20 protein-coding genes and 1 pseudogene are annotated in these 20,497 nt (G+C 71.3%); 14 read left to right on the top strand and 7 right to left on the bottom strand.

Features of this window, described 5'->3' with window-relative positions; translation table 11 throughout:
• The first annotated feature begins 87 nt into the window (after positions 1–87).
• Positions 88–2,364 carry a catalase gene (locus BGK67_RS31970; RefSeq protein WP_069923324.1) on the top strand — a complete coding sequence of 759 codons (2,277 nt, stop codon included), beginning with the start codon at positions 88–90 and terminating at the stop codon, positions 2,362–2,364.
• A gap of 160 nt (positions 2,365–2,524) precedes the next feature.
• Here BGK67_RS31970 and BGK67_RS31965 read toward each other — a convergent pair whose 3' ends face one another.
• From BGK67_RS31965 to BGK67_RS31955, 3 genes are all read right to left on the bottom strand, one after another.
• Positions 2,525–2,803: a GlsB/YeaQ/YmgE family stress response membrane protein gene (locus tag BGK67_RS31965; RefSeq protein WP_069923323.1), complete on the bottom strand. Its 279-nt coding sequence runs from the start codon at positions 2,801–2,803 to the stop codon at positions 2,525–2,527.
• Between the two features lie 219 nt (positions 2,804–3,022).
• Positions 3,023–3,331, bottom strand: coding sequence for an STAS domain-containing protein (locus BGK67_RS31960; protein WP_069923322.1), 309 nt, complete (start codon positions 3,329–3,331; stop codon positions 3,023–3,025).
• 419 nt (positions 3,332–3,750) lie between these two features.
• Entirely contained in the window at positions 3,751–3,975 is a 225-nt protein-coding gene (locus tag BGK67_RS31955) for a hypothetical protein (protein WP_069923321.1), read from the bottom strand.
• 183 nt (positions 3,976–4,158) lie between these two features.
• Between BGK67_RS31955 and BGK67_RS31950 the strand changes: the two genes are divergently transcribed.
• From BGK67_RS31950 to BGK67_RS31940, 3 genes are all read left to right on the top strand, one after another.
• Positions 4,159–4,797, top strand: coding sequence for a carbonic anhydrase (locus BGK67_RS31950; protein ID WP_069923320.1), 639 nt, complete (start codon positions 4,159–4,161; stop codon positions 4,795–4,797).
• 75 nt (positions 4,798–4,872) lie between these two features.
• Positions 4,873–5,373 carry a cupin domain-containing protein gene (locus tag BGK67_RS31945; protein ID WP_069923319.1) on the top strand — a complete coding sequence of 167 codons (501 nt, stop codon included), beginning with the start codon at positions 4,873–4,875 and terminating at the stop codon, positions 5,371–5,373.
• Positions 5,374–5,658: 285 nt separating this feature from the next.
• Positions 5,659–6,888, top strand: coding sequence for an outer membrane protein assembly factor BamB family protein (locus tag BGK67_RS31940; RefSeq protein ID WP_079154491.1), 1,230 nt, complete (start codon positions 5,659–5,661; stop codon positions 6,886–6,888).
• Between the two features lie 10 nt (positions 6,889–6,898).
• Here the strand turns inward: BGK67_RS31940 and BGK67_RS31935 are convergent, their stop codons facing one another.
• Entirely contained in the window at positions 6,899–8,902 is a 2,004-nt protein-coding gene (locus BGK67_RS31935) for a SpoIIE family protein phosphatase (RefSeq protein ID WP_069924268.1), read from the bottom strand.
• Between the two features lie 148 nt (positions 8,903–9,050).
• Here BGK67_RS31935 and BGK67_RS40340 point away from each other — a divergent pair.
• A pseudogene (locus BGK67_RS40340) lies at positions 9,051–9,122 on the top strand (alpha/beta hydrolase); the annotation flags it as partial.
• A 68-nt stretch (positions 9,123–9,190) separates the two neighbouring features.
• Here BGK67_RS40340 and BGK67_RS39160 read toward each other — a convergent pair.
• The gene (locus BGK67_RS39160; protein ID WP_167739615.1) at positions 9,191–9,361 is read right to left on the bottom strand and encodes a hypothetical protein; all 171 of its coding nucleotides are present in this window, start codon (positions 9,359–9,361) and stop codon (positions 9,191–9,193) included.
• Positions 9,362–9,533: 172 nt separating this feature from the next.
• Positions 9,534–9,725: a DUF4236 domain-containing protein gene (locus BGK67_RS31930; RefSeq protein WP_069923317.1), complete on the bottom strand. Its 192-nt coding sequence runs from the start codon at positions 9,723–9,725 to the stop codon at positions 9,534–9,536.
• Between the two features lie 365 nt (positions 9,726–10,090).
• Here BGK67_RS31930 and BGK67_RS31925 point away from each other — a divergent pair, with 365 nt between their 5' ends.
• From BGK67_RS31925 to BGK67_RS31900, 6 genes are all read left to right on the top strand, one after another.
• Entirely contained in the window at positions 10,091–10,432 is a 342-nt protein-coding gene (locus BGK67_RS31925) for an STAS domain-containing protein (RefSeq protein ID WP_069924267.1), read from the top strand.
• A 695-nt stretch (positions 10,433–11,127) separates the two neighbouring features.
• Positions 11,128–12,618: an NUDIX domain-containing protein gene (locus BGK67_RS31920; protein ID WP_069923316.1), complete on the top strand. Its 1,491-nt coding sequence runs from the start codon at positions 11,128–11,130 to the stop codon at positions 12,616–12,618.
• Between the two features lie 44 nt (positions 12,619–12,662).
• Positions 12,663–13,601 carry a hypothetical protein gene (locus tag BGK67_RS31915; protein ID WP_069923315.1) on the top strand — a complete coding sequence of 313 codons (939 nt, stop codon included), beginning with the start codon at positions 12,663–12,665 and terminating at the stop codon, positions 13,599–13,601.
• A gap of 85 nt (positions 13,602–13,686) precedes the next feature.
• Positions 13,687–15,078, top strand: a complete 1,392-nt coding sequence (locus tag BGK67_RS31910) for an NUDIX domain-containing protein (RefSeq protein ID WP_069923314.1) — start codon at positions 13,687–13,689, stop codon at positions 15,076–15,078.
• 343 nt (positions 15,079–15,421) lie between these two features.
• Positions 15,422–16,066, top strand: a complete 645-nt coding sequence (locus BGK67_RS31905) for a class I SAM-dependent methyltransferase (protein ID WP_069923313.1) — start codon at positions 15,422–15,424, stop codon at positions 16,064–16,066.
• 239 nt (positions 16,067–16,305) lie between these two features.
• Entirely contained in the window at positions 16,306–17,340 is a 1,035-nt protein-coding gene (locus BGK67_RS31900; RefSeq protein WP_069923312.1) for a magnesium and cobalt transport protein CorA, read from the top strand.
• A 40-nt stretch (positions 17,341–17,380) separates the two neighbouring features.
• Here the strand turns inward: BGK67_RS31900 and BGK67_RS31895 are convergent, their stop codons facing one another.
• Positions 17,381–18,025 carry a dihydrofolate reductase family protein gene (locus BGK67_RS31895; RefSeq protein WP_069923311.1) on the bottom strand — a complete coding sequence of 215 codons (645 nt, stop codon included), beginning with the start codon at positions 18,023–18,025 and terminating at the stop codon, positions 17,381–17,383.
• Positions 18,026–18,329: 304 nt separating this feature from the next.
• Here BGK67_RS31895 and BGK67_RS31890 point away from each other — a divergent pair, with 304 nt between their 5' ends.
• The 3 genes from BGK67_RS31890 to BGK67_RS31880 all read left to right on the top strand — a co-directional run bounded on the left by BGK67_RS31890 (position 18,330) and on the right by BGK67_RS31880 (position 20,484).
• Positions 18,330–18,752 carry a DUF4190 domain-containing protein gene (locus BGK67_RS31890; RefSeq protein WP_069923310.1) on the top strand — a complete coding sequence of 141 codons (423 nt, stop codon included), beginning with the start codon at positions 18,330–18,332 and terminating at the stop codon, positions 18,750–18,752.
• Positions 18,753–18,966: 214 nt separating this feature from the next.
• Complete coding sequence (locus BGK67_RS31885) at positions 18,967–19,935, top strand: TerC family protein (protein ID WP_069923309.1); 969 nt, start codon at positions 18,967–18,969, stop codon at positions 19,933–19,935.
• A 324-nt stretch (positions 19,936–20,259) separates the two neighbouring features.
• Positions 20,260–20,484 carry a hypothetical protein gene (locus tag BGK67_RS31880; protein ID WP_069923308.1) on the top strand — a complete coding sequence of 75 codons (225 nt, stop codon included), beginning with the start codon at positions 20,260–20,262 and terminating at the stop codon, positions 20,482–20,484.
• Positions 20,485–20,497: the final 13 nt, after the last annotated feature.

Raw genomic sequence — 20,497 nt, 5'->3', positions numbered from 1 at the left:
GAGGGGGCCGTACAGCCCAGTCCTCGTTTTCGAATGCACGGCTTCTGGTCACACGTGTAGGGCCTGTCCCCCGTGTCTGGAGATGTGATGTCCGAGAAGAATCCGGTGAAGGCAGTCGCTGACAAGATCGCCGACGCCTTGCACGGCGACGCCCCGACCGACGGGCCGGAGGGCGGTGTCCCCGGTAAGCCCGCTCCGGTGTCCCCGCAGCTGGTCGAGCCGACCCAGCCCGTTGAGCCGCTGCCTCCGAAGGCGGACCAGAGCGGCCCCGAGACGGTCAGCCCGACGGGGCAGCCCACCGGCGCCGACCAGGCCCGGATGGCGCAGAGCGGGGCGTATCTCACCACCGCGCAGGGTGTGCGGGTGCATGACTCGGACCACTCCCTCAAGGCGGGTCCCCGGGGGCCGGTGCTGCTGCAGGACCACCACCTGCGCGAGAAGATCATGCACTTCGACCACGAGCGGATCCCCGAGCGCGTGGTCCACGCCCGCGGCTCGGCCGCGCACGGCGTCTTCCAGTCCTACGGCACAGCTCAGGCCGTCACCAAGGCCGCGTTCCTGGCCCGGGACGCCGAGACGCCGGTGTTCGTACGGTTCTCCACCGTGCTCGGCTCGCGCGGCTCGGCCGACACGGTGCGCGACACCCGCGGGTTCGCGACGAAGTTCTACACCGAGGAAGGCGTCTTCGACCTGGTCGGGAACAACATCCCGGTGTTCTTCATCCAGGACGCGATCAAGTTCCCCGACATCATCCACGCCGGCAAGCCGCATCCGGACCGCGAGATCCCGCAGGCGCAGAGCGCGCACGACACCTTCTGGGACTTCGTGTCCCTGCACACCGAAGCCACCCACCACACGCTCTGGAACATGTCCGACCGGGGCATCCCCCGCTCCTACCGGATGATGGAGGGCTTCGGCGTCCACACCTTCCGCCTCGTCAACGCCCAGGGCGTCACCACCCTGGTGAAGTTCCACTGGAAGCCCAAGCTCGGCGTGCACTCACTGGTGTGGGAGGAAGCGCAGATCCTCGCGGGTGTCGACCCCGACTTCCACCGCCGGGACCTCTTCGACGCCATCGAGTGCGGTGCCTTCCCGCAGTGGGAACTGGGCATCCAGACGTTCCCCGACACCGACGACCAGATGTTCGAAGGCATCGATCTTCTCGACTCGACGAAGATCGTCCCCGAGGAGCTCGCGCCGGTGCAGCCGATCGGGCTGCTGACGCTGAACGCGAACCCGTCGAACTTCTTCGCCGAGGTCGAGCAGGTCGCCTTCCACACCGGCCACCTCGTACCGGGCATCGACGCCACCGACGACCCTCTGCTCGCCGGACGCAACTTCTCCTACCTGGACACCCAGTTGACGCGGCTCGGCGGCCCCAACTTCCCGCAGCTGCCCATCAACCGCACCCACGCACCCGTCAACGACATGCAGCGCGACGGCATGCACCAGACGGCGGTGCACCGCGGCGTGGCGCCCTACAAGCCCAACAGTCTCGACGGCGGCTGCCCCTTCTTCGCCGGCGCCGACGCCGGCGCGTTCATCGAGGTGCCGGTCGAGGTCCCGGCGGGGCGCAAGGTCCGCGAAGCACCCGCCTCCTACAGCGACCACTTCTCGCAGCCGCGCATGTTCTGGCTCAGCATGACCCCGGTCGAGCGCGAGCACATCATCGCCGCCTACACGTTCGAACTGGCCAAGTGCTACGAGCAGGCCGTCAAAGAACGCACCCTCGGCGTACTCGCGAACATCGACCCCGAGCTCTGCGCCCAAGTCGCCGTCGGACTCGGCCTGCCGGCGCCGGCCGCCACCGAGCCGCTCGTGGATGTCCGCCCGAGCCCGGCGCTGTCGCAGATCGGCCGTACCTGGCCGCTGGACGGGCGCGTCATCGGCATCGTCACCGATCAGGCCCTGGACGTGGCCGGCGTGCGCGAGGTCCGCGAGGCCGTCCTGGACGCGGGGCTGGTGCCGCTGGTCGTGGCCCCGGCCGGCGGGGTGCTGGGCGCCGATGGTGAGCCGGTGACCGTTCAGCGCACCTTTGCCACCGCCCGCTCGGTCGAGTTCGACGCGCTGGTGTTCGTGGGTGTGCCCGGAGCAGGTGCCGACGCCTACGGTGCCCGCGACGCCAAGGCCGGCGCCCCTCGGTCGCCTGTGAGCGATCCTCGTGTCCTGGCGCTGCTGACCGAGGCGTACCAGCACGGCAAGGCCCTCGCCGGCTGGGGTGGCGCCGAAGCCCTCTTCGAGGCCGCCGGGATCTCGGTCGGCGACCCCGGCGTCATCGTCACCGACGGCGGCCGGGGAATGCCGCAACTCCTGGAGCTGCTCTCGGCCCACCGCGTCTGGGAACGGTTCCCTGCCGCCATGTGAGCCTCCCGCCCCCGCCGCGATCCACGCCATCACCGGGAGCGGTCGTGGCGGGGGCCTCTGCGCGGCCCGCGCACACCCGAGGCCGGCGGAGCAGGTACAGAGGAACGGCTCCCCCTCGGAAGAGGGGGAGCCGTTTCCGTCCGAAGTGGGACCCGGTCGATCAAGCGTGCCGGTGGTTTCGCTTGTTGCCGGTGACCAGCCGGTAGAGGGCGAGAAGGATGACCGAGCCGATGATCGCGGCGAGCCAGGTGGAGACGTCGAAGAAGCCGTCGATCGAGTCGACACCGAAGATGACCTTGCCGAGCCAACCGCCGAGCAGGCCGCCTGCGATGCCGATCAGCATGGTGATGATGACGCCGCCCGGGTCCTTGCCCGGCATCAGCGCCTTGGCGATGAAACCCGCGAGCAGTCCGATCAGAATCCAGGCGATGATGCCCATGCGCTTCTCCTACCTCGATGAACAAAGACGGTGTTGCCAACCGTCTTCACCGCGCCGAGGCTTCCAAACGTGCCGATCTCTTGATCATTGCCAGCGGCTTTGAGGCCGGCCGTTTCGTGGCGCCGCACCCTGACGGGCCGGCCCCATTCCTGTCCGTCCGCGTGGGGCGGGCGGGGCCGGGGACCCGTCCTGCTCGGCCCTCCGTGGCGGCGACCCCGGCTACAGGGCGCGCGCCGCGTCGATGCCCTCGGCGGTGGGGAAGAGGTCGCGGGCCGCGGTGAGGTCCAGGAGCCGGCCCAGCTGATGGGGCAGGGGGCCGGCCAGGACGAGGCGGCCGGTGCGCCGCACGAGCAGCATCAGGTTCAGCATGGAGGAGTCGGCGAAGGTCACCTCGGCGACGTCCAGGACGATCCGCCGTACGCCCCGGTCCTCCGCGGCCGCCGTGCAGGCTCGTTGGAGGGGGCCGAGGGTGTCCTGGTCGAACTCTCCTCCGCACACGATGACGCGGACACCACCCTCATCGGGCATTACCCGTACCTGCTGTTCCACCGAAAACTCCCCAGCTCCTGTCGGCGCCGACCGCGCCCGCCTCTACTCGTCACGCAGCCGCGGACCGCTGCTGTCATCGCACATCTCGCGTAGAGGGGCCCTGGTGCCGTTGGCACCAGGGCCCCGAAGGAACTGCTACATCACCGTTCTTCCCTCGGTGGTCGCTACTTACCGACGCCTTCACCGAGGACCGATACCGCAGGTGCTGCTGCCCGGCTGTTCTTCCCTGCCAAGCCATTTCTGTCTCTTTGGGCTACGCGAGAACCATAACCGCGCCACCGCCTAATGTCTACTTCGGCCGACATAGATTTTCGTGGCTTTGAAGGGGAGGTTCGACGTCGCGCAGAGGGGGCGGCGCACTGGTTCGGGAGCGCCCGGCTGGGTGGGGCCCGGCGTCGTCAGATGTCGCCTGTCCACACGTCGGGGCCGCCCCCCTCCCACCGGATCGGCCCGTCCTCGGAGAGCTTCACATCCTCCAGACCAGCACGGCGCAGAAACTCCGACACGTCCCCAGGCGAGAACGCCCGGCCGAGGTCGGCGTCCACACCGAGCGCGTGCACAGTGACCTTGCGCCCGCCCTTCGGCGACACGGGGTGGATCACGATCTCCGTCTGGTCCGCCATGGATCCAGAGTGCCGCGGGCCGGCCCGCACGGCATCCGGACGCCCCACGCCCCGGCCCCGGAACACGGTTGTGCCGCTGGGTCGATCCGCGATCCAGGGTTTGGGTGGTGTGGCCGGCGACGTCGGCAGCGCCGCCCGGGGCCCGGATCGGCGGCCCAGTCGGACGCCTCGTAATCTGCTGCCATGGCATCTACTCCTGTATCTCCTGCTCAGGCACTCGACGCTCTGCTCGCCGGGAACCACCGCTTCGTGACCGGCACGCCGCACCACCCCAACCAGGACGCGGCACGGCGGGCCGAGCTCGCCCCGGCCCAAAAGCCCTTCGCGGTGCTCCTGGGATGCTCGGACTCACGGCTGGCGGCCGAGATCATCTTCGACCAGGGGCTTGGTGACCTGTTCGTGGTACGCACCGCCGGGCACGTCCTCGGGCCGGAGGTGCTGGGCAGCATCGAGTACGGCACGAGCGTGCTCGACTGCCGCCTCGTCGTCGTCCTCGGCCACGACTCCTGCGGAGCCGTCGCCGCCGCCCGGGCAGCCGTCGAAGACGGGCCGGCCGCCACCGGCTACGTACGGGACGTCGTGGAACGGGTCACGCCGAGCGTCCTGGCCGCCCGCGCCGCGGGCCTCACCGCCGACAGCGACCTGATCGACACGCACATACGGCACACCGTGGACCTGCTCCTGGACCGCTCCCGACTCCTGGCGGACCAGGTCGCCTCCGGTCACACCGGCGTCGTCGGCCTCGCCTACCAACTCGCCGAGGGAAGCGCCCGGCTCGTCACCTCACACGGCATTCCCACCTCGGCAGCCGCGCAGCGCTGACCGGCTGACCAGGTTTTTGATGGACAGGGTCACGGCCCAGGCACACGGCCACTCCCATGAACACCGGAGGACGCCTTGATCACAGCGCAGCACTGGATCGACACCCTGGGCCTGGAAGCCCACGTCGAGGGCGGATACTTCCGTCGGACCTTCCAGGCGGACCACCGCCCGCGCATCCCCACGCCCGCCGGTGAGCGCTACACGCTGACCTCCATCCACTACCTGCTCACGCACTGGTCGCCCGTCGGTCACTGGCACCTGAACCGGTCCGACATCCTGCACTTCCACCACCACGGCGAACCGGTCACCTATCACCTGCTCCACCCCGACGGCCGCTACAGCAGCGCCGTTCTCGGACAGGACACCGGCCGAGGGCAGCTCCTCACCCTGGCCGTGCCCGGAGGGGTCTGGAAAGCCTCCCACCTGACCGCCGGAGACCACGCCCTGATCAGCGAAGCCGTCGCGCCCGGATTCGACTACGCCGACATGACCCTCGGCCACCCGGACGACCTCATGACTCGCTTCCCCGAGCACGCCGACCTCGTCCAGCGCTACTGCCGACCGATTGGCCAGTAGCCTGGCCGCCGCAGGTCCAGTTCTGGTTCTTCTCGAGGGCGGCGACGTACCGCTGCGTCAGGTGGTCGCGAACGCCGTCCCGGGCGGGGGCGAGCAGGTCGGCGGTGTAGGCGAAAGGGGGTCCGCTCCGCTTCGCGCCACCGCAGCGCGGCGAGGCACGCGCGGCGTCCGGCAGTTGATCCGCCGACGAGGTGCATGCCCTGCGCGCGAGGGGGTAACCGGCGATGCGGCTGATCGTCCGTGGCCGTGGTCCCGCCGCGTGCGGGTGTCGTCTTTGGGGGTCTGATGAGAGGGACAGCGCTCTACGGTTCGACGCGGGTCAGGGTGGTGGCAGCGGCTGCGAGTGCACTGCTGTTCGTCGGCAGCGGTTCGTCTGCCACGGCTGCGGCGGAGCCGCAGGACGCGACGCTCGGCTACCGTGCCGACGCGCGTGCGGACAGTTTCGTCGCCGGGGCCACTGCGGCGCCTCCCTTCAAGAAGCTGTGGTCCCGTGACCTGGGGTCGGTGGTCTCGGCGCCCGTTGCCGTCGGCGGCCGGGTCTTCGCGGTGGTCAACGCGGATCAGGGTGGCGAAGGCGGGCCCCGCATGCAGCTCGTGGGCCTCGATGCCGCATCGGGCAAGGACCTCTGGCCGCAGAAATTCCTGACCGGCGAGCCCAACGCGACCGTCACCTACGGGGGCGGGCTCCTCTACACACAGACCGGCGGCGGCAAGGTCAGTGCGTGGGACCCCGCCACCGGAGCCCTGAAGTGGACCACTTCTCTCGGCGGCTCGCCGTACTGCCAGTATCCGCCCACGTGGTACGGCGACGTCCTCTACACGCAGGACGGCCGGGGCAAGGCCGTCGCGCTGCGTGCCGGGACGGGACAGCGTCTGTGGGACGCGCCGCTGGTGGAGAACGGGTTCGCACCCGTCGTGGTCGATGAGGCCGGCGTCTGGGTCGCGTTCGACAACCTGGCCTATCAGCTCCTGGACCGCAACAGCGGTAGGGAGTTGCGACGCTTCGACGTTCCCGACAGGTCGGGGCCGGGCGGCAATCCCGCCGTGCTCGGTGCGGGCGCCCTGTGGCTGCGCAACAGCTTCAGCGACGACGCCAACACCGTCGCCTACGACCGTACGACCGGGGCGGTCCTGCGCTCCTTCCCCGCGGACGCCACGCCCGCCTTCGGAACCGGACGCGTCTACATCGCCAACCGTGGGGTCGTACGCGCGTTGAACACGACCGACTACCGCACCGTGTGGAGCTACAGCAGTCCGCGCCAAGCGGCAACGGTCCGGCTCGTGGCGGGAGGGTACGTGTACATCCGAGACGGCAACGGCGAGTTGGTCGTCCTGAACGAGAGGACCGGCGCGAAGGCGTGGTCCTACCGGCTGGCGGCCGAGCCGCATCCGATGGAGAACGTGGTCGCGGAGCAGGACGAGCGGGGCTGGACCGTACCCGGGATCGCGACCGCCCGAGGACGACTGTTCGCCCCCGCGCAGGGCGGCCTCCTCATCGCCTTCGGCAAGGCCTGACGCCCCTCCTTCAGGAGGTGTTCCCGAGTCGGCGGACGACGAGGGCGGCCCAGTCGTCGATGTGGCCCGTGATGGAGTCGCTTTGGGCCATGAGGGCGTCCGCGACCTCCGCCAGGGGCGCCCGTCTGTGGCGGAAGGTGGTGCGGCAGACGGCGTCCATGCCGGCGTCTATCGACAGCTGCGGGCCTTCCACCAGGCCGTCGGTGACGAGGACGAGCAGGTCGCCGGGGGCCAGGTCCAGCGAGTGGACGGGGAACGTGCTCTCCCGGACGACCCCCAGCGGCGGTCCGCCCGGGTACTCCCGGCTCTGCGCCCCTGCCGCTTGGGAGTGCACCAGGGGGACATGGCCGGCTCGGGCGGTGACGACGCGTCCTTCCGGGGTGAGCAGGGTGTACAGGCACGTCGCGAAGACCGGGAGCTTCATCTGCAGCATCAGATCGTTGGTGCGGGCCAGAACCCTGTCGGGCGCGGGTTCCTGCCAGGCGTAGGCGTGCATGGCGGTGCGGATCTGCCCCATCAGGGCCGCGGCCTGCACGTTGTGCCCCTGCACGTCGCCGATGATGCAGGCGGTGCTGCCGTCGGGCGGGGCGATGACGTCGTACCAGTCACCGCCGATGTCGAGGCCGCGATGCGCGGGGCTGTAGCGCGCCTGGACCTCGTAGCCGACGACGGTCGGCAGGGTGGCGGGCAGCATGTCGCGCTGCACCGTGTTGGCCAGTTCCGTGCGGGCGGCCTGGAGCCGGATGCGCTCCCAGGCCTGCCCGGCGACGTCCGCCATGACGCCGACCAGGGTCCGCTCGTGGTCCGAGAGGTTGTGCGGCCGGTCGAAGGTCACCACCCAGCCGCCGAGCGGAGCCGACCCCTGGCCGCGCAAGGGGATCATGATGAACGACTCGGCGGCGGTGGCGTCCAGCAGGCTGTGGGCCTGCGGCCAGGACTGGCGATAGTCCTCGCGCGTGGCGATGAACAGCGGGGTGCCCGTACGGATCGCCTCGGTCAGCGGCTTGGGGGCGTCGAGCGGTAGGCCGTGGAGGGAGCGCGCCAGCGCCGGGTCGATCCCGTCACCGAAGGTGACGCGCAGCCTGCCCCCCTCCACGAAGGCCAGCAGGGTGCCGTTCCCCTCGAAGGCGGGGGCGACCCGGTTGAGGATCGCTTCCGTCAGCTCGTCCTCCGTGGCGGCCGCCACGAACGCCGCGGCCAGCTGCTGCACGAGCTCACCGCGCCGACTGGCATCGGCGTGGGCCTGGAGGAGTGACTGATGGCGTTCTACGGCCGCGGTGGTGTCGCTCGTCGTCCCCACGACGCACCGCCTGCCGTCGAACCCGAAGCGGACGAGGCGTGCGAGGGTGCGCAGCCAGTGCGGAGAGCCGTGCTCATCCGGCATCCGGAAGTCCACGTCCACCTGCAGGGACTCCCCGCGGCGCAGGGCCCAGAACGCCTCCTCCACGCGGGCGACGTCATCGGCGTGGACACGGCTCAGCAGTTCCGCGAGGGGCATCCTGTCCCCCGGCCCCATCCCGTTGTACAGGCGCTCCCCGTCGAGCCAGCTGAACCGGTCGGCTTCCTCGTCGTAGACCCACAGCGACTGGTCGGACAGCACCGTCATGGAGCGCAGCGCCTCCCAGTGCAGCCACTCTCCCTGCTCCTCTTCCTCGATCTCCACCAGCAGGGCGTCGGCGCCGTCGCCGAGCTCCAGCCGGCGCGCGGACGTCATGCTGATGACCGTGCCCTGCGGGTGCGCGTACTCGATCGGCTGCCGGTAGGTGCGCCCGGCACCCTGGAACGCGTCCAGCAGCAGCTGGCGCGAGATGGACGCACTGGTCGGAGCGACCATGTCGGCGAAGGCCCGGCGCGGCCTCGCCTCCTCGGGCATGGCGGCACGAATCCGTGGGCTGACCTGCACGACCTCCGCCGCGCCGGCGGGTACGGCGGCGGGGGCGAGCAGCAGCCACATGCCTTCGGCGGGGAGCACCGCCTGAGAAGGGCAGGTGTGGAGGGTGGCGTCTGCGCACATGGACATCGATTTCGAGAGGGGGCGCCTGCGGGCCGTCCGCTTTCCGGGCGGGTCTTCCATCCCATCCCGCATCGGCCCCTGGGGCCACCCGCGAAAGTCCCCACCTTGGTGACAAAGGTCCTCACCGCGGCGGGCGCCCCCGCTCCCGCCCCGCACCGCGGCCGCCGGCTTCTTCGCCGGGGGTTACGTGACCCGCGCCCAGCGGGAGGAGGCCCGGCAGGCCCGGGCCGACAGGCGACAGGCGCCGGGCGGTGACGGTGCAACACCGTCACCGCCCGGCACCGGGGTTCAGCGGCGTCTGGAGATCCGGCCGGCCCCGATACCCGCCACGTGCAGGGCCAGGGCCATCAGGCCGAGCAGTGTCACGTTCGTCGAGGAGAACGCGTCGTTGGTGCCGATGGCCGCCGCATTGATCAGGAACGCGATGAAGAAAAGTACCGCTGCCGCTATACCGAGCATGAACAGCTCCTCTCGAAGGGTGCTGGCCGTATGCCCCCGCAACACCGTCGCAAGCCCACGAGATCTGCTCGCGTCCACACCCCGGCCACCGGGCCGGAACGGCAGTTGCCGGCGGCCGTCATCGACTCGGGATGCTGCCGGCCGAGTTCGCGCCCGCGGCTCCCGTTGTGCATCAGCGGCGGCGGGTCTTGCGCCAGCCGAAGGGGCCGGGCAGGTCCATCGAGGTGGTACGGCGTCCGGTGCTGCTGTGGGTGCGGCGGGGGCCGTGTTTGCCGCCGCCGGTGGTGATCGACCACGACTTGCGGTTGATGTTGAGCCGGACACCGGGCAGGATTCTGAAGCTCTTGCGGAATGTCAGCGGCATGACGTCATTCCCTTCCTCGATGCGCGTTGTGGGGATGGAAGGCCCGACTGCTCGTGCATTCAGGCCAGTTGGCTTACGTGTGTCCGGCGCCGCCCGTTCCATGCGCCCGCGACCGGCCGGCCGTTCCGGGCGGGCCCGGGGGTCGAGCTGGGCGGCCTCGGTCTTGCGGCCGCCACGCCGACGCGCGACCCCCACGCCGCCGCGAACCGCACCCCGGGCCACGGATGGCCGACGCCTAACGGCAGCCAGGAGCTCGGCGATCTCGCGGGAGTGCGGGGGCACAGCGGCAGGGTTCGGCCGACCGTCCGCCGGCTTTCCGTCTCGTCGTGTACCTCTTCACCCCCCGCCTGCTTCATCATGGCGGCATGGAAGATCCAGAAGACGGTGGTGAGCGGGGCGTGTGGGTGAACGGTGATGATCAGCTTCTTGTCGTGCACGTCGGCGGTGAGATGGACATCGACCGGGTCTCGATGCTGCGGGGCGCCCTGCACGCGGCGATCACCCAACCCGGCGGCCCGGACGAGATCGTCGTCGACCTGTCCGAACTCTCCTTCTGCGACTCCTCCGGACTCAACGGCCTCATCCAAGCCCGGCACACGGCGGCAGAGCACGGTAGGCACATCAGCCTGCGCGCCCCGCAGCCCCAGTTCCGGCGCCTGCTGGAGATGACGGGTGCCGACGCCCTCTTCACGATCACGGACGCCTGATCCCGCCGTCGGGCACCAGGTACCGCTCCTGGGCCCGGCCTACCGGGCAGGGCCCGCCCAGCCTCGTCGAGAGCCGCCCGGCCGTGCCCTTGTATGCACCCGAGACAGAGATGCGGCAGGCAATCCCCCGCACGGGTGAGCGGACCTGTTCGAGCGAGTTTGGGCGACACCGTCCCAGGCCTGCCAAGGCCAGCGGGCCGAGACGGAACATATGTGCGGCCATTGCCCCCGAATCGGCCGTGACGGCGTCGATGCAGCGCCGTTCTTAGAGCACCTGTACCAGCCCTGCGCCCGTCCGGAGGATGCCGTGAATCCTGGGCACGCCCGCCGCTTTGCTCCTGCAGCATTCGAACAGCAGCAGGTCTCCCCCTGCCCCAACCCCCGGACGCCGTGTCGTGTTGACGCGCCGGCCGGCTGCCGGTGGTGAGCGTGCCCGCGCCCCGTTCGCCATGCGGCGGCGGGCCCCGGAGCGTGCCGTGATGGCGGCGACCGATCTGGCGCGGCCGCGATCGTCGCCGCGATTCCCTTCTCCATGCTGACCGGCCCTCTGTCGGTACCGGTGTCGTACGCCGTGGCGCTGCTGCTGGGCCGTGCTGTGGCTCTCCCCGTTTCCCGCATCACCACCATGCCATGTCGGCGCGATCTCCGCCCCGACATCCCCTCCCCCATCGGCTGCCCTGCACTGCGAGGCCACCTTGCCGCCCACCCGCTCCCACATCCGCGATCTCGTCACCGCCTACCTGGTGCGCCACCCCGCCGAAGAGGCGCTACTGGCACCCCTGGTACTGGCGTTGGAAGCCAAGGACGACCCCACTAGCCGCTCCACACTGCCCGGACACGTCACGTGCAGCGCCGTCGTGGTCGACCGGGACCGGCGCGTCCTGCACATCCATCACCGGGCCACCGGCAAAGCCCTCGCGCCGGGCGGGCACGTCGAGGAGGGCGACCGAACGCTCCTGGAGGCGGCGCTGCGCGAGGTCCACGAGGAGGCCGGGCTCCCGCCCGCCGCCCTGTGCGCCACCGCCGAGTACGGGAGCGCTCCCTTTGACATCGACGTCCACGACATCGACGCCAGCCCGACGAAGGGCGAGCCCGCCCACCGGCACTACGACTTCCGGTTCGCGTTCTGTCTGGTCGACACCACCGCCCAGATCGCCCCACAGCCCGAGGAGGCATCCGGCGCGGAGTGGCTGCCCTTCGACGAGGTCGCGTCGCCCGCTCTGCGGGCCAAGCTCGTCGCCTCGGGCCTCGACGGCCGGATCGAACCGTTGAACGCCTCGGCGTTGATCCACGACGGCGACGGCCGCTACCTGCTCCATCTGAGGGACGACGTGCCCGGCATCTGGGAGCCGGGATCCTGGGCTTTGCTGGGCGGCGGTCGGGAGCCGCAAGACGGCTCGCTGGAGGCCACTGTTCGCCGGGAGTTGGCGGAGGAAGCGGGACTTGAGGTGCCCGTACTGGCCCCCTTCGCGACGGAGTCGGCCACCGGCACCGACGGCATGTCCGTACCAGTCCAGGTCTTCGCCGGGCAGTGGAACGGCGATCCGGCCGAACTCACCCTCACCGAAGGCGTCATGCTCGCCTGGTTCTCCCTGGAGACCATGCCCCGCCTGCGCCTGAGTCCTTCAACCCTGGCTCTGGTGCGCCGGCACGCGTCGTCCGCCCGCCCCGAACTCCGCCGCAGCGCACGCACGGTGGAGCGCCGACGCCCAACGCCCGTGTCGGGACGGCAGCCTGGGGCCGGCAGCGGAAGCGTTCCCAACATCGTCGGCGTCCACCTCTACCTGGAACGGGACGGACGGGTGCTCCTCGGACTGCGCCACCCCAGCGCGGCGTTCGCTGCCTCCACCCACCACTTCCTCGCCGGTCACTGCGAGCAGGAATCCGCGGTGAGTTGCCTGGTCAGGGAGGCCGAGGAAGAGGCCGGCCTGGTCATCGACCCGGACGATGTGGAACTCGTTCACCTGGTCCATCTGGTGGACCGGGTGGGCGGGCAGCCCCGGATGGGAGTCGTTTTCCGCGCCCGGCGGTGGCAGGGCACGCCCGAGGTGCGCGAGCCCGACCGCTGCGTGTCCTGGGGCTGGTGGCCCGCCGGCGCCCTCCCCCACCCCGTCGTCCCCTATACCCGGGCCGCCATCGAGGGCATCCAGGCCGGCCGCCTCTATACCGAGCTCGGCTGGACCTGAGCCGGCCGAACCACCCGCCCTGCCGGCACTCCAAGGAGCCGTACGTGGATCCCACCCTGCCCCATGCCCGTACTGAAGCCGTGCCCGACGACGGTCCCGCCGCGGCCCGGGCGGCGATGGTCGCCCGGCTGGAAGCCGCCGGAGCCCTCCGGCCCGGCCCTGTCCGCGACGCGCTGCGGGCCCTGCCCCGTGAGGTGTTGATGCCGCAGGCGTACGTGCGGCGCAGCAGGCCGGACGAAAAGCCGCCGGTATGGGACCTCCTGGACCGGGCGGTGGCCGCCCACCGGGACGAGCTCCTCGGGGTGCTCTACGGCGGGGAGAGCGTGCTGATCCAGCACGCGGGCGAGCCCGTCCCGGGCCGGGTGCCGGGTCAGCGCTCGGGCGGGTCGATGACCGCGATGTCGAGCACGGTCGCCATGACCGCCGACCTGCTCCAGCGCATGGACCTGCGGCCCGGGCAGCGCCTGCTGGACATCGGAACGGGCGCCGGGGTCACCGCCGCCGTGGGGTGCGCACTCGCCGGGGACACCGGGGTGGTGAGCGTGGACCGCGATCCGCACGTCACCGCCGCCGCCCGCGATCGGCTGGCCGCCCTCGGGTATCGGCCGACGGTCGTGACGGGCGAGGGCCGGGACGGCTGCCTGGTGCGGAACTGGGCCGCCGCTGACCTGGTGATCGGCGCGCCCGCCTGCGGGTCCTGGGTGACCGCCCGGCCCGACGGCGCCGGAGGGTGGACGGTCACGGCCTGTGGGCCGCGGGAGATCCGGGCGGAGATCCAGGACACCGCCACCCGCTGGCGGGCAGCCGGATCACCCGCCTCCTACCGGCTGCACCTCGAACCCGACGGAGACCAGTGGGTCGGCGCGGGGAGGGGCGGGGCACAACTCTGCTGGCGGCTGACCGCCATCCCGGAGCAGGCAGCGGCCACGGAGGCCGCAGGCACCCGCAAGGACCGTCACCCCTCCAAGGAGGTCACCGCGTGACGACGATGCCCACCCCCGCTCCGCGCCCCCGCGGGTGCGTGTGCCGGGGCGGCGTGCTCCCCGCCCGCCGGCCCGAGGCCGCGCGGTGAGCGGCTCCGCCGCACGGCACACGGTGCCCGTCGACGTCCACCTCGTCCTCCGCCGCGAGGGCGAGGCCGGCCCCGAGGTGCTGCTGTCGCGCCGCGCGGGGCCGGTGTACGCGTCCGGGCTGTGGCATCTCCCGTCCGGGCACCTCGACCCGGGCGAGGACATGGTCGAGGCGGTGATCCGGGAGGCCCGCGAGGAGACCGGCGTCCTGATCGACACCGAGGACGTCGCCGCGGCCGCCACCGTCCACCACCGGCCTCCCGCGGGTACCCGTTCCCGGATCGGCGTGTTCTTCGAAGTGCGGCGGTGGTCGGGGCGGCCCCAGGTGATGGAGCCGGACCGGTGCGACGGCATGGGCTGGTACCCGCTGGACGGGCTGCCGGATCCGATGGTGGCGTACTGCCGGGCCGGCCTGGACGCCTACCGCGCCGGACTGCCCGCCGCCGTACATTTCCAGCGCCCCGAGGACCCCGTGCCACACACCCCCGGCCACCCCGACCGCACCCGCCTCCTGCCCGGCCCGCCCACCGGGGCCGGCGCGATGGGACTGCCGTACCGGCTCCGGGTATTCGCCGAACAGGCCGTCGGCCGGATCACCGAGGCGGCGGAGGTCTCCTGGGCGCGGACGCGGAACCGGGTCTGGCGGATCACCGGGGCCGACGGCGGCGTCTGGTACCTCAAACGGCACCGGACGGCGCGGTTCCACGAGCGGGAGGTGGCCGCGTACCGGACTTGGGTGCCCGCGCTCGGCGCCCGGGCGCCCCGCCTCGTCGCGGCGGACACGAGGGCGCGGGCCGTCGTCATCACCGCGCTGGCGGGGCGCTCCCCGAACGGCCTGCTCCTCGACCCCGCTGATGAGGTGCGGGTCCAGCATGAGCTGGGCCGCCTGACGTCCGCCCTGCACCGCTGCGGACCGGAGCGGCCGGCCGGCCCCTCTGCGGCTCTGGGCCGGGTGCAGCGTCATCTGCGGGAGGCCCGGCCGCACCTGGCCGACGGGGACGAGGACCTGGTCCTCGCCTTGGCCCGCGTGTACGGGGACCTCCCGCAGCCCTTGAGTGTTCCGACGCACGGGGATCTGCAGTACCGCAATGTCCTCCTCGCCGAGGACGGCGAGCTCCGGTTGTTCGACTTCGAGCGGTCGGAGTACGCGACCGCCACCCGGGACATGGCGCGCCTGAGCGACACCTGGACCGGACGGCCGGACCTGCGCGCCGCGTTCCTCGACGGGTACGGCAGACCTCTCACGCCCACCGAGGAGCTGCGCCTGGACTGCGAGACGGCCTTCGACGCCGTTTCGGGCATCGCCTACGGCACGGCCCACGACGACCCCGAGGTCGCCGAACGCGGCCGCCGCACCTTGCTCCGGCTGCATACCGCCAGGCGCCCCTAGTGCTGTGGGCGGGAGGGCTTGCCGGGTCGCGGCGTCCGGTGCGGTGCATCGCAAGGCGGAGGGCCACGGCTCGTACCGGACGTACTCGCGTGGCCCGACCACGCGGCGAGGTGCCGTGCCGGGGGCCGCGACCCGGTGAACCTTCCCGGTCACAGCACTAGGTCTCGCACGGACGACCCGTATCCCCACCGGCCCGGCGGCCGAGTAGAGCGCGTCGTGAGCAAGGAGTTGCTCCCGCCCGAGGAGTTCGCCGCCACCCTGCCGAAGGCGTCCGTCTTCGGGGCGGTGTTCTTGGAGTGGCCGCTGAGCAAAAAAGGACACCCCGGAGGAAGGCACCCGCCACATGATCGCCACACCGACCATGCAGGACTGGCACGCGCACTACGACGGCGGCCGCGACTTCCGGCCGCTCACCGACACCGAGAGGCGCGTCCTCAGCGAACACCTGGCTCTGCCGGAGGAGGCACAGGATGCCCGGGCACTGGAGGTCGCCTGCGGGACCGGCGGGCTGGCGCGGTTCCTCGCCGAGGTCGGGTACCGGGTCGATGCGGTGGACTGGGCGCGGTCCGCCATCGAGCGCGCGACCGCGACCGTGTCTGACCGGATCGCCTACCACCTGCTCGACGTCACCATCGGGGACGTCGCCGCCCTCGCGCCCGAGGGCGGGTACCGGCTCATCACCATGCGGCGGGCCCTCGCCCATCTGCCCGACCGCACCCGCGTCGTGGCCGCACTCGCCGCGTTGCTCGCTCCCGAGGGCGTCCTGTGCGTGATCACCCCGCACGCCGACCGGCACCGGGCGGAGCTGCGCGGGATCTGCCTGGACGACACCGAGATCGGCCTGCTCCGCGAGGGGTGGCGGCACACCGAGCGCTTCGAGGCCGGTGACTGCACCGTCCTGCTGCTGCGCGGACCGGGTCCGGTGCCCTCGCGGCCGCCCCGGTCGGCCCCGGACGCCTCGGGTCATGTGGACCCCTCGAACAGGTAAGGACAACCTGGATCCGGCCCGCCCCGCATCGGCTCCGGCCGGACGGCGATGCGCTGGTCCCAGCTCGGCTGCGGCATGACCCCTCTCCGTCGGCCTGGTGGCGTGGTGGATGGTCTGCTGGATGAAGCGCACCACCCGGCGGCGCTCCTGCCGGCCGGGCTCGGCCGGGCGAGGTGATCATTCGCTGGTCGCGGGTAAATTGCCTGCCTGAACGTCCGACGGCAGACAAGAGGCAGCACATGGCGGCGCGGTACGGGAACGACGGCGGGGGCCTGCCGTCGGCGGTGGTGGACTGCGCTCTGTACGAGAACGGCAAGCGGATCCCCGGGCAGGTGAACCTGGGCAGGATCCTGGAGCGGATAGATCCCGAGGCCGGGCGGTTCGCGTGGATCGGCTTGTACGAGCCGAGCGAAGCGCAGCTGCAGGAGGTTGCCGAGGCCTTCGGCCTGCACCCGCTGGCGGTCGAGGACGCCGTCCACGCCCATCAGCGGCCCAAGCTGGAGCGCTACGGGGACATGCTGTTCCTGGTTCTGAAGACGATCGTCTACGTCGACCATGATCAGGTCACCGCGACCAGTGAGATCGTCGACACGGGCGAGATCATGGTCTTCGCCGGCCCCGGGTACGCCATCACCGTGCGCCACGGCAGCGCTCCGTCCCTGGACGGCGTACGGCAGCAGCTCCAGGGGGATCCGCGGCAGCTGGGCTGCGGACCCGCGGCCGTCCTGCACGCGGTCGCGGACATGGTCGTCGACCGCTACCTCGACGTGGCGGACGCCTTCGCCGGCGATGTCGACACCCTGGAGAGCGAGGTCTTCTCCCCGGACCGGCCGGTGGACGCCGGGCGCATCTACCAGCTCAAACGCGAACTCCTGGAATTCAAGCGCGCCGTCATGCCGCTGGCGCCGGCGCTGCAGCGTCTCAGCGAGGGCAGCGTCCCGCAGATCCCGAAGGACGTGGCCACGTACTTCAGGGACGTCGCCGACCACCACCACCGGGTCAGCGAACAGATCCTGTCCTTCGACGAGCTGATCACGGGGATGCTCGGTGCCAGCATCGCCCAGCTCGGCGTCCAGCAGAACGCCGACATGCGCCGTATCAGCGCCTGGGCGGCCCTGGTCGCGGTTCCCACCATGATCGTCGGCGTGTACGGCATGAACTTCGACCACATGCCCGAACTCCGCTCCCCGTACGGCTACCCGGCCGTCTGGATCCTCATCGTGACGGCCTGCACGGTCATCTACCGGGCTCTGCGGCGCAACAAATGGCTCTAGCCGCCCGCGTGGCGGAAGCGTGCCCTGTGGTGGGGTGGGTTCAGCCGTCGGTCTTGGCGCCGCGGTCGGGTGCGCTCATGTCTCCCGTCGCCGGAATGCCGTCGGCGAGTCCGTAGCGGAGGTACACGGTGCCCTTCGGGCCGGCTGCCGGTGGTGCGAGGAGGGTGACGTTGGTGGGCACCGCGCCATCGTCGAAGACCTTCTTGCCGACGCCGAGCACGATCGGGTGCAGCCAGAGGTCGAGGCGGTCGAAGAGCTTCTCCCGCAGGAGGGTCTGCACGAGGTTCAGGCTGCCGACGACCTTCACGTTCTCGTGCCGGTCACGGATCTCGCGCACCGCGTCGGCGAGGTCGGGGCCGAGCTGGGTGGACCCGGCCCACGCGAGGTCGGGCCGGCCGCGGGAGGCCACGTACTTCGGGACGCTGTTGAAGAGCGCGGCGATCTCGCCGTCCTCGCCGCCCTTCTGGTGGGGCCAGAAGGCGGCGAAGATGTCGTAGGTCCGCCGGCCGAGCAGGAGGGCGTCCGTGCCCTCGTACGCGGCACCGATCTGCGTCCCGGCGACCTCGTCCAGCAGGGGCGCCTGCCAGCCGCCGAACGGGAACCCCGCCGGGTCCTCGTCGGGTCCGCCGGGCGCCTGCCCGACGAGGTCGAGGGTCGCGAACATCTCGATGTGGATGAGGCCCATGGCTTGCTCCCGGTGAGTCGGTTCGTCTCCGTCAAGAGATAGACCTGCCGGTGCCCGCGGACTCATCGCCGCGGCGGAGCCCGATTTCACCCGGGTGTCGGTACGCCGGGCGAGTTCCCGGGTGCCGGTGGCGGCTTCGGTGTCCATGGCGTCGGGGAGGCACAGGCGCGCGCGTTCGCCACCGGTGGCGGGACGCGCGCGCCCCTGCGGTGGGTTTGCCGGGGCGGGACCGTGGCAGACGGGCTGAACCACACTGCTTCGCACCGCAGTTGGCCAGCAGCCGACCCATGAAGGGAACCGTCCCATGTCCGACGCGTACCGCTCCCCCGACAGCACCGGCCCCACCACTCAGCCCGCTCACGCCTCCGCGCCCGCGCCGGGCACGGCCCGCAACGGCATGGCCGTGGCCGCGCTGGTCACCGGCATCGCGTCCCTGCTGCTGCTGTGGCTGTGGTTCGTGGGCATCCCCCTGGCCCTCGTGGCCATCGGTCTGGGCATCGCCGCCCTGCGCAGGGCCCGCGGCGGCGCCGGCGGCCGCGGCATGGCCATCACCGGCCTGACCCTGGGTGCCGTGACCGTGGTCATCGCGGGAATCCTGGTCGCCGTCGGGGTGTCCCTCCTCAACTCCGACGAGGGCAAGGACCTGAGGTCCTGCCTCGACAAGGCCCAGACGCAGCAGGAACAGCAGGCCTGCACCAACCGCTTCAACGACGACGTCGACGACTGACGCGGAGGGCGCCCCGGGCCCCTTCCCCCATCGGTAGGGAGGCCCGGCCGGGGTCGTCGCACGTGCGGCGCAGGTCGCGGACGCGGGCCGGGCACGGGCTCCGGTGCCTGGCCGGCAGGCCTTCTCCGGCCGGTCGGAAGACAACCCGGCGCCGATCCCTCAGACTCGTACGTGAGGGGGGGGCACCGTACCCGCCGTCCCACGGGGGCTCGCCGTGCACGATGTGCCCTATTGGCTGTGGATCGTCTTCGCCGTCACCGTCCTGGTGTCGCTGGCGGTAGATCTGCTTGCCCACCGGGAGGCACACGTCATCGGCTTCCGCGAGGCGGCCGCGTGGAGCGGGATGTGGGTCGGGCTGGCGCTTGCCTTCGGCGGCGCCGTCTTCGCCATCGTGGGCACGCAGGCCGGGGTCGAGTACACCACGGCCTGGCTGCTGGAGAAGAGCCTGTCGGTCGACAACCTCTTCGTCTTCGCCCTGATCTTCGGCTATTTCAAGGTCCCACGGGCCTACCAGCACCGCGTGCTGTTCCTCGGAGTGCTGGGCGCCCTGGTGTTCCGGGGCCTGTTCCTCGCCGCCGGTGTCGCGGTCGTCAGCCGGTTCACGGCCGTCCTCTACGTCTTCGCCGCCATCCTCTTCTACAGCACGTACAAGATCCTCCGGGAGGAGGAGGACAGCTTCGACCCCGGACGGAGCATCGCGGTCCGACTGCTGCGGAAGATCATGCCCGTCCGGGACGAGTACGTCGGGACGAAGTTCTTCGTCAAGGAGGCGGGGAGACGGGTCGCGACCCCGCTGCTGGCGGTGGTGGCCGCGATCGAGGCGGCGGACCTGGTCTTCGCCGTGGACAGCGTGCCGGCCGTGCTCGCGGTGAGCAGCGACGCCTTCATCGTCTACAGCAGCAACGCGTTCGCCATCCTCGGGCTGCGGGCGCTGTACTTCATGCTGGCCGGCATGCTGGACCGCTTCCACTACCTCGGCAAGGGGCTGGCGCTCATCCTCGCCTTCATCGGCGTGAAGCTGATCCTGCAGGCCTCGCACAAGCTGATCAGCCCGGCGATCCCGGAAATCCCTTCGCCGATCAGCCTCGCCGTGATCGTCGTCGTCCTCGCCGTGTCCGTGGCCCTGAGCCTGCTGCGGCCGCCGCCACCCGACAGTGACGAGCCCGCGCACACCGCCGACTGACCGCCGACCCAAAGGGCTCTTCAAAACGCAGCAAAGCGGACGTAAAGTCGATACATGTACCAAGAAAAGCACCCTGCGGCGACCCGCCCCGGCAGCCTCTGCCCGTCCTGCCGGCAGCCTCTGCCCGCGACGGTCCAGCGGTACAAGACGATGGGCGTGTACGTCCCGCTGTACGCCGACGCACCCTGCGCCAATCCGGCCTGCCCGGGAGCCGCGCACCATGACCGGCCGACATCCGAAACCGACCCGCCCCGGCGAGCCGGGGGCCCGACAGGCGGCCTCTGAGGCATGGTCGTCACCCCGCCTCCGTCGCATCCTGGAGGCATGACCCCCGCCCCCGTCGTCGTGCACCCGCCCGCCCCGGACGGCGGCCGACAGATCACGCTGCACCGCGAGGGACACGACGCGCCCCTCGGCCTCGCCCGATCGGACCACGACCTGATCGTCTTCCTCGAGGCCGCCGGGGTGATCGAACCGGAGAACGTGCTCGACGATCCACAGCTGGTGGAGTGGCGCGGCGCCCCGCCACACCAATGGCACCCCACCTGACCAGGCACCGACC

It is taken from the genome of Streptomyces subrutilus (genome assembly GCF_001746425.1).
Taxonomy (GTDB): domain Bacteria; phylum Actinomycetota; class Actinomycetes; order Streptomycetales; family Streptomycetaceae; genus Streptomyces; species Streptomyces subrutilus_A.
The sequence above is the reverse complement of the archived record's forward strand: the minus strand, read 5'-3'. Positions and strand labels throughout refer to the sequence as shown.

Excerpts from the sequence above, each read along its gene's own strand:
- BGK67_RS39160 (WP_167739615.1), bottom strand. The coding sequence starts at position 9,361 with ATGCTCGGTATAGCGGCAGCGGTACTTTTCTTCATCGCGTTCCTGATC.
- BGK67_RS31890 (WP_069923310.1), top strand. The coding sequence starts at position 18,330 with ATGTCCGACGCGTACCGCTCCCCCGACAGCACCGGCCCCACCACTCAG.
- BGK67_RS31960 (WP_069923322.1), bottom strand. The coding sequence starts at position 3,331 with ATGCCCGATGAGGGTGGTGTCCGCGTCATCGTGTGCGGAGGAGAGTTC.
- BGK67_RS31955 (WP_069923321.1), bottom strand. The coding sequence starts at position 3,975 with ATGGCGGACCAGACGGAGATCGTGATCCACCCCGTGTCGCCGAAGGGC.
- BGK67_RS31925 (WP_069924267.1), top strand. The coding sequence starts at position 10,091 with ATGGAAGATCCAGAAGACGGTGGTGAGCGGGGCGTGTGGGTGAACGGT.
- BGK67_RS31940 (WP_079154491.1), top strand. The coding sequence starts at position 5,659 with ATGAGAGGGACAGCGCTCTACGGTTCGACGCGGGTCAGGGTGGTGGCA.
- BGK67_RS31950 (WP_069923320.1), top strand. The coding sequence starts at position 4,159 with ATGGCATCTACTCCTGTATCTCCTGCTCAGGCACTCGACGCTCTGCTC.
- BGK67_RS31905 (WP_069923313.1), top strand. The coding sequence starts at position 15,422 with ATGATCGCCACACCGACCATGCAGGACTGGCACGCGCACTACGACGGC.
- BGK67_RS31935 (WP_069924268.1), bottom strand. The coding sequence starts at position 8,902 with ATGTGCGCAGACGCCACCCTCCACACCTGCCCTTCTCAGGCGGTGCTC.
- BGK67_RS31880 (WP_069923308.1), top strand. The coding sequence starts at position 20,260 with ATGACCCCCGCCCCCGTCGTCGTGCACCCGCCCGCCCCGGACGGCGGC.
- BGK67_RS31965 (WP_069923323.1), bottom strand. The coding sequence starts at position 2,803 with ATGGGCATCATCGCCTGGATTCTGATCGGACTGCTCGCGGGTTTCATC.
- BGK67_RS31895 (WP_069923311.1), bottom strand. The coding sequence starts at position 18,025 with ATGGGCCTCATCCACATCGAGATGTTCGCGACCCTCGACCTCGTCGGG.
- BGK67_RS31970 (WP_069923324.1), top strand. The coding sequence starts at position 88 with ATGTCCGAGAAGAATCCGGTGAAGGCAGTCGCTGACAAGATCGCCGAC.
- BGK67_RS31930 (WP_069923317.1), bottom strand. The coding sequence starts at position 9,725 with ATGCCGCTGACATTCCGCAAGAGCTTCAGAATCCTGCCCGGTGTCCGG.
- BGK67_RS31900 (WP_069923312.1), top strand. The coding sequence starts at position 16,306 with ATGGCGGCGCGGTACGGGAACGACGGCGGGGGCCTGCCGTCGGCGGTG.